The sequence below is a fragment of the Pseudomonadota bacterium genome (assembly GCA_027620075.1).
Lineage (GTDB): Bacteria > Pseudomonadota > Alphaproteobacteria > Rickettsiales > UBA6187 > 1-14-0-20-39-49.
The window spans coordinates 296535-312584 of sequence record JAQCEY010000001.1 but is presented as its reverse complement, the minus strand read 5'-3'; the positions used below and the strand labels follow the sequence as shown (position 1 = coordinate 312584).

Annotated in this window: 15 protein-coding genes and 2 tRNA genes; 9 read left to right on the top strand and 8 right to left on the bottom strand. The window is 39.1% G+C overall.

Features of this window, described 5'->3' with window-relative positions; all coding sequences use genetic code 11:
* Positions 1-6: 6 nt before the first annotated feature.
* Complete coding sequence (gene sdhC / locus O2942_01705) at positions 7-399, bottom strand: succinate dehydrogenase, cytochrome b556 subunit (GenBank protein ID MDA0780961.1); 393 nt, start codon at positions 397-399, stop codon at positions 7-9.
* A 148-nt stretch (positions 400-547) separates the two neighbouring features.
* Between sdhC and O2942_01700 the strand changes: the two genes are divergently transcribed.
* On the top strand, positions 548-1711 hold the full coding sequence (locus tag O2942_01700) for an acetate/propionate family kinase (GenBank protein MDA0780960.1): 1164 nt from the start codon (positions 548-550) through the stop codon (positions 1709-1711).
* A gap of 5 nt (positions 1712-1716) precedes the next feature.
* On the opposite strand, the gene O2942_01695 is transcribed toward O2942_01700, so the two are convergent.
* Both O2942_01695 and O2942_01690 read right to left on the bottom strand, forming a co-directional pair.
* Positions 1717-2979: a hypothetical protein gene (locus tag O2942_01695; protein MDA0780959.1), complete on the bottom strand. Its 1263-nt coding sequence runs from the start codon at positions 2977-2979 to the stop codon at positions 1717-1719.
* A 347-nt stretch (positions 2980-3326) separates the two neighbouring features.
* Positions 3327-3572 carry an exodeoxyribonuclease VII small subunit gene (locus O2942_01690; protein ID MDA0780958.1) on the bottom strand — a complete coding sequence of 82 codons (246 nt, stop codon included), beginning with the start codon at positions 3570-3572 and terminating at the stop codon, positions 3327-3329.
* Between the two features lie 193 nt (positions 3573-3765).
* On the opposite strand from O2942_01690, the gene O2942_01685 reads away from it, so the two are divergent.
* Positions 3766-4044, top strand: a complete 279-nt coding sequence (locus O2942_01685; GenBank protein MDA0780957.1) for an ETC complex I subunit — start codon at positions 3766-3768, stop codon at positions 4042-4044.
* A gap of 99 nt (positions 4045-4143) precedes the next feature.
* On the opposite strand, the gene O2942_01680 is transcribed toward O2942_01685, so the two are convergent.
* Positions 4144-4917 carry a DsbA family protein gene (locus O2942_01680; GenBank protein MDA0780956.1) on the bottom strand — a complete coding sequence of 258 codons (774 nt, stop codon included), beginning with the start codon at positions 4915-4917 and terminating at the stop codon, positions 4144-4146.
* Between the two features lie 207 nt (positions 4918-5124).
* Here O2942_01680 and O2942_01675 point away from each other — a divergent pair, with 207 nt between their 5' ends.
* The 5 genes from O2942_01675 (at position 5125) to thiD (ending at position 10973) form a co-directional block, all read left to right on the top strand.
* The gene (locus tag O2942_01675; GenBank protein ID MDA0780955.1) at positions 5125-5436 is read left to right on the top strand and encodes a metalloregulator ArsR/SmtB family transcription factor; all 312 of its coding nucleotides are present in this window, start codon (positions 5125-5127) and stop codon (positions 5434-5436) included.
* A gap of 114 nt (positions 5437-5550) precedes the next feature.
* Positions 5551-5625 (top strand) — tRNA-Cys (locus tag O2942_01670).
* A gap of 177 nt (positions 5626-5802) precedes the next feature.
* The gene (locus tag O2942_01665) at positions 5803-8703 is read left to right on the top strand and encodes an ankyrin repeat domain-containing protein (protein MDA0780954.1); all 2901 of its coding nucleotides are present in this window, start codon (positions 5803-5805) and stop codon (positions 8701-8703) included.
* 106 nt (positions 8704-8809) lie between these two features.
* The gene (glmM, locus tag O2942_01660) at positions 8810-10159 is read left to right on the top strand and encodes a phosphoglucosamine mutase (protein ID MDA0780953.1); all 1350 of its coding nucleotides are present in this window, start codon (positions 8810-8812) and stop codon (positions 10157-10159) included.
* Position 10160: 1 nt separating this feature from the next.
* A complete protein-coding gene (gene thiD / locus O2942_01655; protein ID MDA0780952.1) occupies positions 10161-10973 on the top strand; it encodes a bifunctional hydroxymethylpyrimidine kinase/phosphomethylpyrimidine kinase in 813 nt (270 codons plus the stop codon).
* 140 nt (positions 10974-11113) lie between these two features.
* Here the strand turns inward: thiD and O2942_01650 are convergent, their stop codons facing one another.
* Both O2942_01650 and O2942_01645 read right to left on the bottom strand, forming a co-directional pair.
* Positions 11114-11557, bottom strand: coding sequence for a hypothetical protein (locus O2942_01650; protein MDA0780951.1), 444 nt, complete (start codon positions 11555-11557; stop codon positions 11114-11116).
* A 72-nt stretch (positions 11558-11629) separates the two neighbouring features.
* Positions 11630-11706 (bottom strand) — tRNA-Arg (locus O2942_01645).
* A gap of 328 nt (positions 11707-12034) precedes the next feature.
* Here O2942_01645 and O2942_01640 point away from each other — a divergent pair.
* On the top strand, positions 12035-12376 hold the full coding sequence (locus tag O2942_01640; GenBank protein ID MDA0780950.1) for a DUF4168 domain-containing protein: 342 nt from the start codon (positions 12035-12037) through the stop codon (positions 12374-12376).
* A gap of 49 nt (positions 12377-12425) precedes the next feature.
* Here O2942_01640 and O2942_01635 read toward each other — a convergent pair whose 3' ends face one another.
* Together O2942_01635 and O2942_01630 are read right to left on the bottom strand one after the other, a co-directional pair.
* A complete protein-coding gene (locus tag O2942_01635) occupies positions 12426-13388 on the bottom strand; it encodes a calcium/sodium antiporter (GenBank protein MDA0780949.1) in 963 nt (320 codons plus the stop codon).
* 17 nt (positions 13389-13405) lie between these two features.
* A complete protein-coding gene (locus O2942_01630) occupies positions 13406-13735 on the bottom strand; it encodes a zf-TFIIB domain-containing protein (protein ID MDA0780948.1) in 330 nt (109 codons plus the stop codon).
* Between the two features lie 458 nt (positions 13736-14193).
* Here O2942_01630 and O2942_01625 point away from each other — a divergent pair, with 458 nt between their 5' ends.
* A complete protein-coding gene (locus tag O2942_01625; GenBank protein MDA0780947.1) occupies positions 14194-15921 on the top strand; it encodes a M66 family metalloprotease in 1728 nt (575 codons plus the stop codon).
* Positions 15922-16050: the final 129 nt, after the last annotated feature.

Genomic DNA, 16050 nt, shown 5'->3' with positions numbered 1-16050 from the left:
TTAAATTTATAATGTTACATATACCCAGCTAGCTATTGTCAGACCAAAAGCTCCCAGCAAAACAAAAATTCCTGATTTATTCACGGTTTTTATTTCAAAACCCTTCCCCATATCCCAGAATAAGTGACGGATACCGTTTAGTAGGTGATAATATAACGCTAGTGTCCATAAAATTAGAAATACACGCCCAACGGTAGAGAAAATAATAGGGTTAACACAGTCACAAGTACCATATACGTTAAAAACTATCCACCATGCCAGTAATAAAGCACCTACGAATAAACCTAAACCTGTCAAGCGGTGACTTATTGAAAGCACCGAGGTTATCTGCGGCTTATATATAGTCAAATGAGGTGATAGCGGTCTTTTACTTGCATTACCGTTAGTCTTTTTTGACATAAAAAATCTTCATAATATTTGAAAACCGTTAAAATTGGTGCTTAAACTAAAACTCTTTTTCTATAAAATCAAGCAAGAATAAGATTAAATATATTTAATTGCGTAATATCATAATTATAAGTAGTTTTTGCTAATATCAGGAGCGGTTATGGACGATAATATAATTACAATCAATGCAGGTTCTTCATCTATTAAATTCGCTATATATACGTTAGGTGACTTGAAGCTTTTATATTCGATATTGATTGAGGATTTGCAGAATGTTCCTAATATGAGGATAAAAAACGGTGATGGTGATATAGTGTTGCAATCATCTTTAAAAGAGCATGGGCATCATTTTGCTATATCGCAATTGATAAAATGGATAGAAAGTAAAGCGGATAAAATAAATATCGTGGCTATCGGACACCGTGTGGTACATGGCGGAACTAAGTTCTTAAAGCCGATAGTTATTGACAATAGCGTTATAAGCGAGCTAAAAAAAATAATACCACTTGCACCATTGCACCAGCCGCATAATATTGAGGCTATAGAGGTGTTTACCGCTATATATCCGAATATAAAACAAATAGCGTGTTTTGACACAGCATTTCATGATACGCAGGAAGATATAATAAAGTCATATCCTCTGCCTGAAAAATATTTTAATGAAGGGATTATTCGCTATGGATTTCATGGTCTTTCGTATGAATATATATGTTCTACATTAGATGTTAATTTGAAAGATAATGCTAATGGTAAAATAATTATCGCCCATCTTGGCAATGGTGCAAGCATGTGTGCGGTAAGCAACAAAATTAGCAAGGTAACTACGATGGGGTTTACCGCTTTAGACGGGCTTATGATGGGAACAAGGGCAGGGAATATTGATCCGGGAATAATACTTTATTTAGCTGAGGAATGTAAAATGCAGTTAAATCAAATTAAGAGCTTATTATACAAAGAGTCGGGTTTAAAAGGGGTTTCCGGCTTAGGAAATGATATGCGTGATTTGCTTGAAAGCGATGATGAGCGGGCAAAGTTCGCAATAGATATGTTTTGTATAATCGCTGCCAGAAGCCTGTCAGGTTTAATTCCTGTTATAGGAGGGGTGGACGCAGTTATATTCACGGCAGGGGTAGGCGAGAATAGCTCCTTAATAAGAGAAAAAATATGTAATTATTTAGGGTGGTTGGGAATAAAAATAAATAACAAAAGTAATGCCTTAAACGACCTATGCATAAGTTGTGACGATAGCGACATAAAAGTTTATGTTATTCCAACCAACGAAGAATTGATTATCGCAAGGCATACTAAAGAATTATTTATTTAACTTGCCTATCTGCCAAGACCTGAGTCTTTAGGAGGTGTATCCCTTTCAAGTGCTTCCTGTATTTTTGATTTTACAAACTTATCCGCATGTGATGTAGATATCGGCTTGGCGGCAGATTCGGCAAAAGACTTGCGTTGTTGTGGTTCTGCTTCGTTGTTTTCAGTTCGTTTTATTTGATAATGCATTCTATCATCACTATCTGTGACTCTGCTCAACATGCCTTGCACGTTCTTTTTGATGCCGCTCGTGGTTTCAAGTGCGACTGTTTTGACAGCTTCAAAATCCTTTTGTGAAAATTGCATCGTATTACCGTTAGCATCTTTTTCCTGCATGGTTTTTTTAATCTCATTCATTATCGCATAGCCGAGTGTTAAGGCTCCCGTTGTAAGTCCTGCTTGAACGGATCTAAGTAAACCTGCCGCCAAGGCACTGCGTGGGTTAGGTTTTAATACTGATGTTTCGGTGCTTTTTAAAGATTCTGATTTTGCCATTTCGGCAACCTGTTTGAAAGTGATTTTGTTGTCGATTATGCCTGCCGCAAAACCTGTGGCCAGTCCGAATAATCCGCCTGCAACGGCAGCTTCCGTCGGATTGTATGATTGTAGTTTAGAAGCCAGTTTTGCTCCCTCATAGCCCCCCATAATCGTAAGATTTCTTGCTAAAGAACCCGGTGCAATACTTTTAATTACGCTAGGCACGCCTTGTTTTGAACCGTAGTAATCTTTAAGATTAGATGCCTCGCTATAAACATTTACAATGGTTTCCAGTCCTGCTTTTGCGGCACTTCTTTTAAAAGCTTCCGCATATGCAGTGCTTGTGTCGCTATCACCGCTCGGAGGTAAAGCTTTGTCTATTGCTCCGTTTACAGCTACAAATGAGGTAGTCCTTCTTTGAAAAACCCCAAAACCGTTTGTTGACATAAAGCTGTTATGTACAGGGTTGCGGCTCCAGTGTCGGTAGCGTTCCGTTAGTACCTCCTGAGGGTTTTTATGCGGCTTGTTATTTAATTCATTGCGTGCCAGTGTGATATAAGATATAGCCGGTTGAGTGACACCGATTGCCAGAAAGTCACGTAAGAGATCATAGCCTATATTGGATTGTTGCTGTTGCTGATTTGTTGAATCTGTCTGTTGCGGCTTGTATTTATCAAGGCTATCCGAAACCGGCTTGTATAATGTTTTTTGGGCTGCTTTCGCTATTTGTAAAAGGTCTATTTTTTCAGGTATTTCTGTTCCTGATGCTGTCGGCTTTTGATCTTTGTCCACCATCTTTAAAGGTTCCTTAATTTAACAAATTGTAACATTTCCACTCTTGTAGATGCGTAGTTGTAATTGTTATTGTTTTATAATGTGTTATCAAGACCCAACTGTAATGATATTTTATACTAATAAATTAATCAATAAAAAAAGCGGTGTAAGTATATTTTTTGTATAAAGGACTGCTCGTAATAGGGAGTGTTCAATAAATTTAAATGAGATTACCCTATAATTTGCTTCGCAAATTCGGGTAATGACATAACTAACCCATTGTCAAAAATAAGTGAAATGTAGCACGAATAATGTATGCTAAAGGGGTAATAAATAAAGATTTTTTGTATGTGTGGCGGTAAGCTCGCCTAACCTATGTCAAATGACGATGTTTTTATACTATCGGAGTCGCTTGAGGTTACTTTTTCCACTTTCAGCTTTGCTTCGGATAGTTTTTTATCGCACTGGGCTTTTAGCTGTGCGGCTGTTGCGTATTGCTCAATTGATTTTTCCAGACTTATATTGCCGCTTTCAAAATTATCGACAATTTTTTCCAACTCGGTAGCCGCAGTTTCAAAGTCCATTTTTTTAATATCTGATGCTTTTATAGACATTTTTGCTCCCGTATCTATAAATTTTATATGTAAATTTATAAAGATTTTTTATAGCATTGTCTATGCGATATTTTTTATTATAGGTTTTATTTTTGTTAGTTTGTGCAATTTTACGGTTGCTTACGGTTAGTGTTGATGTTTTTGAAATATTATTGTATTAGTTTCGGTCATAATAAATTACAGGATAAATCATATGTCGGTAAAAATATATATACCTGCAAAAAACGCTATGCAGTCGGGTAAAGGAAGTTTGAAAAAATGGTGTCTTGAACATGAAAGCAAGGATACAAGGTATATTGATCCGGTTATGGGGTGGACAGGTAATGCCGATACTAAGAGGCAGGTGAAGTTAAAGTTCGATTCAAAAGAAGATGCCATAAAATACGCAGAGCGTAACGGATTGGAATATAAAGTCGTTGAACCGAAGAAGCCTAGTCTGAAGCTACAGTCATATGCATCTACTTTGATGTAGAATCTTTATTTTTTAGTAAATTACATGAACTCAACTTCCTAGCGTAAATAAAAAAGGGTATTGAAACAATACCCTTTTTTAGAAAGTTTTGTTTATATCTTATTTCTTTTTAGCACGTTCTTCTGCTATTTGTTTTTTAAATGTTGCAAGGTCAATAGCTCCGGGGAATAAGGTTTCTCCGATAACTATCGCAGGAGTTCCTCTTACACCGATAGATTCGGCAAGTTCCTTGCTTTTTAATATGATATTGATAACTTCATCGCTTTCCATTCTTTCTTCAACTTGTTTAGCGTCAATTCCTAAAGCTGTAGCCTCTTCAAGTACGGAAGCCGTGCTTGTTATGCGTTTTGACATAAGTTTTGTGTGGAAGTCGAAATATTTTTCGGGAGCTAGCTGATATACCGCTATAGAGGCTTTAGCTGCTATTATAGCGTTAGGACCTAAAATAGGTATCTCTTTAAATACCACTTTTACATTCGGGTCTTCCTTAATTATTTCGGCTATATAAGGCGTTATTTTTTTACAATAGCCGCAAGTATAGTCAAAAAACTCAACTATAGTAACATCACCTTCGGGATTTCCCACTACCGGATCAAGAGGGTTGTTTTGCAGTTCGTCAAGCTTATCAATGACATTTTTAGCCGCATTCTCTTCTTCCTCACGTTGCTTGGTTATCTGGTATTGAGTCAGGGAGTCCAGAATTTCCTGAGGGTTATTCTTTATATATTCGCCGATTAGCCTGTTAACGTCTTCCTCGCTAACGCCCTTTTCAGAATTTACCGCACGCGGATTATTTGAGTTAAATGATATAACGAACGTAATTAATCCTGCACTGACTATTATAAAGAACAGAATCCGTAGTTTACTTGACACGATAGTACCTCTTGTACAGTTAGATTTACACAACACAAGTATTCTCTTTTAAATTAACTCAATAATCAAGTGATAAGTTTAAATATAAAATTAATTTTATAAAATTTCTTTACAATGGGCGGTGAGTATTCTAATAGTATAGAAGTTTATTAGTCATTTAGACTAGTGCAATTCAATCCTAAACACAAGCCGGACGTTATTATAGTTATGAAAACATCGAATATTGTAAAGTCGTTTATAGCATTGGGTCATGATTCAAGATTAGCAATTTACAATCTTTTAATGGAAAAAGGGGAGAAAGGAATGCCTGCCGGTGAGATAGGGAAGATTCTTAATATTCCGGGAGCAACTTTATCGTTCCACCTTAGCAGTCTTGCCGATGCTAAATTGATAGCATCAAGTCGTCAGGGCAGAGCCGTCTATTATTATGTAAGATATAAAAGAATTAAAAAGCTTGTGAAATATCTTTCAACCTATTGCGATAATGATTCTGTTGATAATCCTAAGATTGATGGTTAAAAAATTAACAGCTTTGTAGTCGGATATTAACGTGCAAATCATAAATCCTTATATTATTCTTGACTTAAAACTAGCCGTGAAATATAAGCTCTTGGGGTAATTCATGGCATCCTTGGCCGGATAGCAAAGTGGTAATGCCGGGGACTGCAAATCCTCTATTCGTCGGTTCGATTCCGACTCCGGCCTCCATACTACAAAAAAGTTAAAAAAGTGTTAATAAACAGATATTTGTTATTTTCATTAGTGAAATATTTTTTATACAATATGTTGATTTTTGTTTAGTTGTTTGCTACTATTACAATTGTTAAAATGTATCAGTTGTTAAAAAGATTTTAATTACTAAGTACTCTGGTGGGGGGAGTTGTATTGAGAGTATTATCTCTGTTTATCATATTATTCCTGACATTTAGTTGGAATGCAGTAGCCGATAGTTCGAGTTTTAATAACTCTCTGGTTGATGCCGCAGACAACGGTGATATTCAAGAAGTAAGACGTTTATTAAATTCGGGAGCTAAGCCCGATAGCGAAGGTGATTTCGGAGTAACCGCCTTAATGCGGGCTGCCTTTAAGGGACACTTAGATGTTGCGGAACTTCTAATAAAAAGCGGTGCATACGTTAATGCTGCCGATATCGGCGGGGATACTGCTTTGCACATGGCAAGCAGAAGCGGTAATGCAAAAATGGTGAAAATGTTGTTGCATTATGATGCCGGTATTGATGCGGTTGATAATCAGAAATGGACCCCTTTAATGAGGTCTATTATGGCTAAAAGCCCCGAGACTACGGAAATACTGATATCTGAAGGAGCCGACCTTAATGCTAAGAATAATATGGGCAACTCATCTATTGTACAAGCTGCAATTTCAGGTAATGAGTCTGTTTTAAAAGTCATTTTGTCAAGCGACAAGTTCAGCGATATATCCGAAGAGCAAAAAGATGCCTCTGTGGCAATAGCTAAAAAAAGAGGGTATGGCAAAGCATCTCAAATGATATCTTCTACAATGGATTACTTCCAAAGAGAATCAACAGTCAAAACAGCTTACAACACAGATGCTCAAAAAGACGTGTATGATACAAGCGAAGTTCGGCAAACTCAAAGCACAAGTGAAAATGATACAAAAGCTACTGATGAAAATATAAGCCCGGTTCAAAATTTGAAGACTTTAGTTGATAAAGACGATGGTGCTTGGGGGTTTGGTGATAAGGAGTCGCCGTTTTCAACGGTTGCTTCTCCATATTCGGAAACGGAAGGTGAAAGGGAAACGATAATTTCGCAGCCGCAACAAGCTGAAAATCAACCGATATTCACCTCACCATATTCTAACACCGTAAACACACCTAAAACCAAACCTACTGAAAATTCAGGGGCTTCAAAGCAAATTATCCCTGTCGGATATTTTGCGGATAGATATACTATCCAGATAGGTGCTTTTTCGGAAAAAGGACAGGCGGATTACATATGGAAAAACTTGAAAAACAAACATATTGATATTCTATCTAATCTTGAGCCGACTATATTGAGTGTAAATGATAATAGCGGTCAAAGCTTTTTCCGTTTAAGGGTAGGTTCGTTTCAGGAGAAGGAGGCGGCTTCAAAAAAATGTAGTGAAATGCAGCAAAGAAAAATTGACTGTTTTGTTGTAAGAAGCTCAAGAGAACAAGCTCCTATGACGAAAGCAACTAAGCCTGATAGCAGGCAGGTTCAAAAACAAAATAACTCCGTAGATTCCGATACCGGTATTCAAACAAATTATTTTAGGATAGTTCCTATAAAACAGGATTATATGCAAACTAACACCTCTTTGAGCGGGGGAGAGGGTAAAAGCAGTGTTAAAGACGGCAATAATGAACCTGAATCGGTAAGTACTGACGCTCCTATAGATACTATGCCTAACATGAATAAAGAAAATGTTGAGCCTTACGAGTTAAATGACAATCAATCGCCTCATTCTTATTTGTATAAAAATCACGCTTCAAATGTTACTGTTGAGCAAAAACCTGTAGCAAAAGCTGATGACGTGAAAAAGGTTAAAAAATATGAGCAAACTAATGAATTGTTCGTTGCACCTTATGAAGAAAATAATATGGAATCCGTGATGCAATCAAATGACTCCGATATTCAGGGGGGGGCTAGTGATGCTTCTGGTGGTGAGTACGAAGAAAAGCAATATGCAGGTCATTACGAAAGTAATTATCAAAAGCAATTGTGGAAAAATGAGAGAAATCCGGGGGAAACTAAAGTAGGGCAGACGCAGCAAAACTATCAGCCTCCTGCGGTGGAACAAAATTATCAAGAACCTATTGATATGTATGCTGATAATGTAGATGAGCGGTTGCCTTGGTTGGAAGATAGGGCTGTTGCAGACAGGGGCGTTGTAGAAAAAAATGTTGAGCCGATAAAAAATAACAACATGGTAAGGAAAGAGGATTTTTCTTACTCGGTAAATTCAAACGCCGAAAAACAGCATGATTATAGCAGTTTCTATAACGACCTGCAAAAAAGCCATAATAACAAAGAGGAAGTTTCAGAGGCGGTTCTGGTAAGGGAAAGTGACGATTTGCCATGGTTAAATGATAAAAAGACTAACAATTATATAGCTCCTAAAGATATTTCAAAAAAAGGAATATGGTTGGAAATATACCCTTTTCCTAATAGAGCTACCGCATATGACTATGCCGACCGTATGTTTAAGTATGATGAGGGGCTTAAAAACCTGCAAGTTAAGCTATTGGGCGGAGATAGCCCGTATGACAGAAAGGTAAGGCTAAATGTAGGAGCTATAGAAAGCTATGCAAAAGCTAATATGCTATGCCATAATATAATTTCTAGCGGTTTGCAGTGTTACTCGTCAGGCTCTCCGATGGAAAAATCGGATAATATATATATAATAGACGATAATTATTCAGGCGATGCTTATGGCATGAACGAGCATTCTGAAGATATTGCTTATGCAAGGAAGGCAGTAGAGCCAAAGGTTAAGAAATTATATACTGACCGATCTGCTGATATTCAAAAGCCTTACTGGGTAAATCTGGGAGCGTTTTCTAATAGCTACAAAGCTGAATACTATCTAATGTTTCTAAAAGAAGACCATGACGACATACTAAAAAGTACCAAGTATAGTATAGATGGTATAAAACAATATAAGCGTAATAAATCCGGTGCGGTTAAATTAAAGTTAGGCCCTTATTTTGATGAGTTCAACGCAGATAATATATGCAGTATGTTGCGTAGCCGTAATGTTTCATGTCTTGTTATACAGTAGTAAGTTTATACATAACCCCACACCCACAGTGTAATTTTGTGCTTCATATATAGTAGTTTAAGTGCTATAAAGCTAAATGCTATTTTAAAAGTGGAGAATAAGATTAGTGGAAAGAAAGTTTTTTGGAACGGACGGTATCAGGGGAACGTCTAATAGTGGTGTTATGACTCCGGATGTTGCTCTCAGATTGGGGCAGGCTGCCGGTTCATATTTTAAAGACGGTGAACACAGGCACAAGGTGGTAATAGGAAAGGATACAAGGCTGTCTGGATATATGATAGAACCTGCGTTGGCTTCGGGATTTGTATCGGCAGGTATGGACGTTGTTTTGGTCGGGCCTGTTCCTACTCCTGCCGTGGCAATGCTTACACGTTCTTTGAGGGCTGACCTTGGGGTTATGATATCGGCTTCGCATAATCCTTATCATGATAACGGAATAAAATTGTTTGATAAGATAGGGTTAAAGCTATCTGATGAAGTAGAGGTTGAAATTGAAAAAAGATTGCAGGGTATTACGGATATAAAACTTGCAGCTCCCGATTTGTTGGGAAGAGCTAAGCGTCTTGATGATGCACAGGGGCGTTATATTGAGTTTGCCAAGGCGACTTTCCCTAAGAGGTATAATTTAAGCGGATTAAAGGTCGTTGTAGATTGTGCCAACGGTGCGTCATACAAGATATCTCCTACGGTGTTATGGGAGTTGGAGGCGGAAGTGATACCTTTAGGTGTGTCCCCTAACGGTTTTAATATTAATGATAAATGCGGTTCTACATCTCCTGAGGCTCTTTGCCGTGAGGTTGTTAAACAGAAGGCTGATATCGGAATTGCGTTGGACGGTGACGCTGATAGGCTTGTGGTGTGTGATGAGAAGGGCAAAATAATCGACGGTGACCAGATTATGGCATTGATAGCCAAGCATCAAAAGGACTTGGGAACCTTAGACGGGGGTGGAATAGTGGCTACCTCAATGTCAAATCTGGGGCTTGAAAAATATTTAGAATCAATAGATTTGCATTTAAAGCGTACGCAGGTCGGTGACCGTTACGTTGCCAAGTTCATGCGTGAGAACGGATATAATGTAGGTGGAGAGCAAAGCGGTCATATAATTATGCGTGATCATGTCACTACAGGTGACGGTCTGGTTGCCGCCCTACAGGTTTTGGCGGTCATGGTGGAGCAGAATAAGCCGGCTAGTCAGGTTTGTAATGTGTTCGAGCCGTATCCGCAATTGCTCAAAAACGTCCGCTATAAGGATAAAGACCCGTTAGATAATGATGATGTGAAAAGGTCGATAGAGGATTCGGAAAAGTTGATTAATGGTGACGGCAGGATATTGATAAGGAAATCCGGTACTGAGCCTTTGATACGTGTAATGGCGGAAGGTAAAGACAGGGTTATAGTTAATCAGGCAGTAGATAAAGTTGTTGATGCAATAAAAATTGCTGTCGGGGAATGATATGCAAGGTCGTGTATTAATAATTGCCGGTTCTGATTCGGGCGGAGGAGCGGGAATTCAGGCAGATATAAAAACTGTCACGATGCTGGGTGGCTACGCTATGACCGCTATAACCGCTATAACGGCTCAAAATACTCAGGGAGTTTTAGGTGTCGTCGGTGTTGATTCTGTGTTTGTAAAAAAACAGATAGACGCAGTTTTATCGGATATCGGAGCCGATGCCATAAAAACCGGAATGCTCTATAGTGCAGGTAATGCCGAGGTTGTGGCGGAAGTGGCTCGCCTGTATCCGCAAATCCCTCTGGTTGTTGATCCTGTTATGGTGGCCACAAGCGGAGATTCGTTATTAGACAGCCGCAAAGCGGTCGATATTATGAAAGAAAAGATAATCCCTAAGGCAACTATAGTTACGCCAAATATACCTGAGGCGGAAATACTAACAGGCAGAAGGATAGATAACACCGATGATATGGACTTTGCAGCTCAACGTATAATAAGTATGGGTGCTAAATCGGCGTTAATAAAAGGCGGGCATTCAAATTCAAGATATATTTCCGATGTTTTTCGTACAAAATACGGAGATAAGCATATTTTCACTGCAGAGAGAATATATACAAATAACACTCACGGTACGGGGTGTACGTTGGCTTCAGCTATTGCATGCGGTATTGCGAAAGGCAAAACAATTAAATTTAGCGTAGCATCGGCAAAAGAGTATCTACTGGAGGCTATAAAATCAGCAGAAGGATTAGGCAGAGGGGCAGGACCGCTAAAACATAATTTTATGTTAGATGGTGTTTTTAGTGATTATTAGTTGGTGGAATCGTACATTTGCCACCTGTTAAGATATTGGCAGTATATAGCGGTTTCTTTGTTGTTGTCATTCGCCGATTTAATCGGCGAATCCATGCGATTGCGTGTGGATACGCCGGTCAAGCCGGCGTATGAAAGAAACTAATTAATACTCATTAACTCATGCAAATACATAGAGTGTGGAAAATAAAACACATGTATCAAGAGCCATAATATGCACAATATTCTAGCAGGCCATGCAAGAATAGGAAAGCGAAATCCAAGTATTGCACCGACAACCGATAATAAAGGGTCGGTTATTAATCTATTTCCCCAAAACTCTACACCTTGAAACCAATAAGTAATCCCGTCTATGTTTGTATAGCCTGCCTCAAGATAAAACTCTACCGCTTCCCACATGTAGCATAAACATAATATATAGCTTATGTAAAATTTGAGTTCTAACCCCTCTTCAATTTGTTTGTTAGAAAATACAAAACGATGAGAAATATATCTGGCAGCGAATAAAACGGTAATACCGGAAAGGAAATGCTCAATTGACCAAATGTCAAACCATGCTACTGTTTTCAAGCCGAATAGGGTCATAAATTAATCGCTATATCTATATAGTTAAACACATAGTGGCTATTTCTCTATAAGGCAGAAAGATATAGCAAATGGTGCACCCGACAGGAGTCGAACCTGCGACCTCTACCGTCGGAAGGTAGCGCTCTATCCGGCTGAGCTACGGGTGCGTATATATACCAAATTTTCCGTATTGGTTCCACGGACGTTTTAAGCCTCTTTTAGTGCTTGGCTAGAACCGGCTTGTTTTCTAGCTTTCGCCTTAAGTGCGACTCGTCTAAACGACAGTTTTGTAGTCTAATCGCTCGACCGTTAATAAGCCGTTAGGAAAAACCTTAAAAGCGGTTGAAGCATAGGGCTTGTGCTTAAATAGTCAACCTTCAAAGATACGGCGAGCATGGTAAACATATCTAAATTTTTATGGTCTGGGTATTGACGGAGCGGTTTTGATATGTTTGCATGGCTTACTCATGTTTAACTTAAAAAGGAGATATGAGTATGACTCGTAAAACCGATTATCTAACGGCAACAGTTGCCGCCGTATCGCTTGCATTTGCAGCACCGGCATTTTCACAACAGACCCCGCCTCCTGCTTATGGACAGCAACAGGCGGAGTCAATCAAGGTATCTGATGGTCTGATGAAAGAATTTGTAAAAGTACAGCAAAAAGTTGTGGCAGTTCAACAAAACTATCAGGCAGAAGCACAACAAGCCGGTGATAGTCCGGCAAAAATAGCCGAAATCACGAAAAAAGCTAATGAAGCGGCAACCAAAGTTGTAGAGGCTTCCCCTATATCGGTGGAGCAATATAATCAAATTGCTATGCTTCCTTCCGCATGATCGGAAGTTGCAGCAGCAATACCGAAATGTGGTGGAATAACAACCACTACTAACTTGTATAAAGCCATACTATATAAATAACATAGGACACAAGGAATACGGCTCCCGTTAGTCTTGAAATTCTACGCACGAAATAGATAATCAACAATGCAAGCAGGGCAATTCCAAGATTAAGCGGTACATCAAAGCTTGCTATCTGTCCGCCCAGAGGAACAGGCTTTATTATAGCCGTAATTCCGAGTATGCTCAGTATGTTGAATAAGTTGCTGCCCAGCACGTTGCCTATAATAACGTCCGAATTTTTCTTGACGGCGGCAGAGATAGCTGTTGCAAGTTCAGGTAAAGACGTACCCACTGCAACCAGTGTCAGACCGATTACCGCTTCGGGAATGCCTGCCTGACGGGCAATATTGCTTGCTCCTTCAACCAGAAAATCCGCACCCAATACCAACATTATAATCCCCACAACGCTCATGAGCAAAGAAACGCCCAGACCTAATTTATTACTGAATTCCTGTGCTTCATGCTCATGCACGGTATCGGGGGCAGTCGCCTTTAAAGCCTTTTTATCTCGCATCTCCGATTTGTAGGAGTAAATTATATAAATAATCAGAAGTGCTATCATAATAGCACCTGTTATGGCAGAAATGCTACCTGTAAATGTTAATGCAAACAGTAAGACACTAACGCCCGAAACCGCCAGTGCATCACGCCTGATAGCCTTAGCATCGCAGATAACGGGACAGATAATTGCCGATATTCCCAGAATAAGTAGCACATTGGCAATGTTACTACCTACAACGTTACCGAGTGCAATATCAGGCTGACCGGCAAGAGATGCCTTAATAGATACCATTAGTTCCGGTGTGGAAGTGCCGAAACCGACTACCACCACACCGATTAATATAGCCGAAATGCCAAGCCGCTCCGAGATTGCAACACTACCTCTTACAAGTGCCTCGCCACCTGCAAAAAGCAGAGCCAAACCGCCGATGATTAAAAGATAATCCATTTTATATATTCCTGAAATTAGAAATCGAATATTTCCATCATTTGATGTAACGCACCCTTTTTCTTATGTTTGCCTTTATAATGATAATCATCTTGTTCTTTATAATGCGGCTTACGATATTCTTCATCTCGGTAACGCGGCTCTTCATAACGTTCTTCGGGTTTGCGACGGGAAGAAAACGCTCCGGCTTCTTCTTCGGCAGCCTCTTTAATAAGTGCCATAAGCTTTTCCAGCTCTCCTTTGTCAAGCCATACTCCGCCACTTGTCGGGCATACGTCAAGCTCTATACCGAAACGCCTGATTTGGTGCATTGGTGATCCGTCAACGGGTGATGTTAATAAGGGCATAATTCCTCTCCTTTATGTTAAATGTTATTAACCTGTGGGAGAAAAATTTAGGTGCGTTTTAATTCATGAACCTGCACCAAGGTTTCTCCCGGTGCGGTCCGACATCACGATGTATGGATACATCGCCAGAGGGGCCCGGTCCCGCAAAAGTTAAAATAAACATTTTTTTTATAAAATCAAGACCGTTTATTTTAACACTCCTCTCAGGTTTATCGGAGATAGTTCGATGAACTCGGTTTTTGTAAAAGCTGCACTGAAATCTTTAATTTTGTGTAATGCCGAGCTTTTTTGATGCGTCTCCGGCACGATAAAGAAGATGCTGAAATAAATTCATTATGACAAAATATATATCTATATCGAACACTCCTTGTTTATTAGGATAATAAAATAGTTCTTTTTTGATAATTCATATGTTATAGTTAAAGAAAGGTTTTTTATAGGTAATAGATATATAAATCATGATTTTAAAGTTTATTTTAAGGGGTCGGTGCTTTTTAACCTTAAGCGTTCTGCTGTTATCGGGTGGTGAAGGTGCTTTTGCATCGGTAGTCAGAATAGATGCGGTTTATTTGGGGCAAACTCATATAAGTGAGCCTGAATATCCTTATTTTACATTAACGAGTAACCGTCCGACACTTATAAAGGCACATGTCGTTTCCGAGCAAAATATTAGCTCACCTAAGGTAATTGCGAAAGTTACTCATAATGACGGTACGAGTAATGAATTTGAATTAAACGGTTCGAGAATGTTGCCTCATTCGGAGAGCTTGCCGGCATCTTTGGGCAAAGTATTTCACCGCTACGAGGATAGTTTTACAGGAATTCTTCCTAAAGAGTGGGTGCAACCCGGTATGGAAATCACCGTTACTGCCGGTGATGCCGTATATACTAAAAAAATTAAAGTAGGTGCTCCGAATCCTTTGTTCTTACAAATGTTTGATGTCCATTTCTTTGATAGAGGACGTGAACTAAGTAAGGATTATGCCGATGGAGTGTTTGTAGAAATAGCGGGAAAATTACCGATATCCTCTCTAGCCATTGAACGTGTTAGAAATGTTAGGTTTCCGGGCGTTGTAATACCTGCACAACCAAAAAATAAAACCCCCCACATAAAAGTTTCCTCACTTGATGAGTACGGGAAGAAGACCGGTGAAGTTTTCGATGACTGGAATGCAATTGCAATTAATTTGCTTCAGGCATTAGCCGAAGCTAACGGAAATAAGCATTTGTCGGTTATGTATATGAACATGATAGGTGTTGAGCCGAAAGGTTATGCCGCAGATGATTTTATGGGGGGCGGAAAAATTGCCGATCATGATAATCTATTTGTTTCGCTTGGTTATTCGCTTGGTCTGTTAAACTGGCAAGATAAAAAAAACTTTCCATATCGGGGAGAAATGTATGGTATTGAAGCTCAGAATACTAAAATTATAAAAGCTAAAGATATGGTTCATGTGGGACCTGTATGGGGTTATGATCTGACCAGCATGAAATTTATACCTCCTACCGTGCAATACGGTAAATCGACACCGGAAGAAGTCGGACGCTATAAAAGAGAACCGATGGAGGGAGGTGGCTCGGGAGATCAGGAAGACGGTTTTATGTTAAGGCACTTTTCTGATTATTCCGTCCATCAGATGCAAAAGTATCTTGAGGATAATCTGGTTATTTTAGGGGAGGACGGTAATTATTATAAATGGAATAACGCAGACGGAATTTATTCAACGCAGGTTAAGGGGGAGATAGGCATTGAATATCCGTTGGAAATATATGCCGACGTAATAAGCGTCATTGTATCGGCTACGGTTGCAGATAAAAGGTATAATATGGTCTACCCGCCTATAGGGCCTTATAGAGGTAATCTTTTATACACTTTTGACCCTACGGATATAAAGCAAAGAAAAAAGGCAAATCAACTCAATTATTGTCCGAAAGGAGGCTGTGATTTCACCTTGAAAGTAGTTCAGGAGTCAAAAACCAGACACTTTTTAATTCCTATCAGTGTAAAAGAGGGGGATGACCGCTTTAAGCCCAACACATTGCATACAAAAGCGATTAACATACGGGCATCCGATGGAGCTATTGAAGCGGTATCTTTATTATACACACCTGATGCTAACGAAACCGGTCTGGGAGAAAATCCGGAATTTTTACATGGGTGGGCTAAAAATGTTATAAAAAGATAGCTCTTAAAGCAGTTTATTGTGTTTCTAAAAAACTTCTACGGCTTGACTATATTAACTATATTATCCAAGGTTATAATCCGGCACGAGGCTTACATAGTTGAGTATGACTGTTGTAAATCGCCGGAATCT

Bases quoted from the DNA above. Each gene is read 5' to 3' on its own strand.
- sdhC (MDA0780961.1), bottom strand. From the start codon at position 399: ATGTCAAAAAAGACTAACGGTAATGCAAGTAAAAGACCGCTATCACCT.
- O2942_01700 (MDA0780960.1), top strand. From the start codon at position 548: ATGGACGATAATATAATTACAATCAATGCAGGTTCTTCATCTATTAAA.
- O2942_01695 (MDA0780959.1), bottom strand. From the start codon at position 2,979: ATGGTGGACAAAGATCAAAAGCCGACAGCATCAGGAACAGAAATACCT.
- O2942_01690 (MDA0780958.1), bottom strand. From the start codon at position 3,572: ATGTCTATAAAAGCATCAGATATTAAAAAAATGGACTTTGAAACTGCG.
- O2942_01685 (MDA0780957.1), top strand. From the start codon at position 3,766: ATGTCGGTAAAAATATATATACCTGCAAAAAACGCTATGCAGTCGGGT.
- O2942_01675 (MDA0780955.1), top strand. From the start codon at position 5,125: ATGAAAACATCGAATATTGTAAAGTCGTTTATAGCATTGGGTCATGAT.
- thiD (MDA0780952.1), top strand. From the start codon at position 10,161: ATGCAAGGTCGTGTATTAATAATTGCCGGTTCTGATTCGGGCGGAGGA.
- O2942_01650 (MDA0780951.1), bottom strand. From the start codon at position 11,557: ATGACCCTATTCGGCTTGAAAACAGTAGCATGGTTTGACATTTGGTCA.
- O2942_01640 (MDA0780950.1), top strand. From the start codon at position 12,035: ATGACTCGTAAAACCGATTATCTAACGGCAACAGTTGCCGCCGTATCG.
- O2942_01635 (MDA0780949.1), bottom strand. From the start codon at position 13,388: ATGGATTATCTTTTAATCATCGGCGGTTTGGCTCTGCTTTTTGCAGGT.
- O2942_01630 (MDA0780948.1), bottom strand. From the start codon at position 13,735: ATGCCCTTATTAACATCACCCGTTGACGGATCACCAATGCACCAAATC.
- O2942_01625 (MDA0780947.1), top strand. From the start codon at position 14,194: ATGATTTTAAAGTTTATTTTAAGGGGTCGGTGCTTTTTAACCTTAAGC.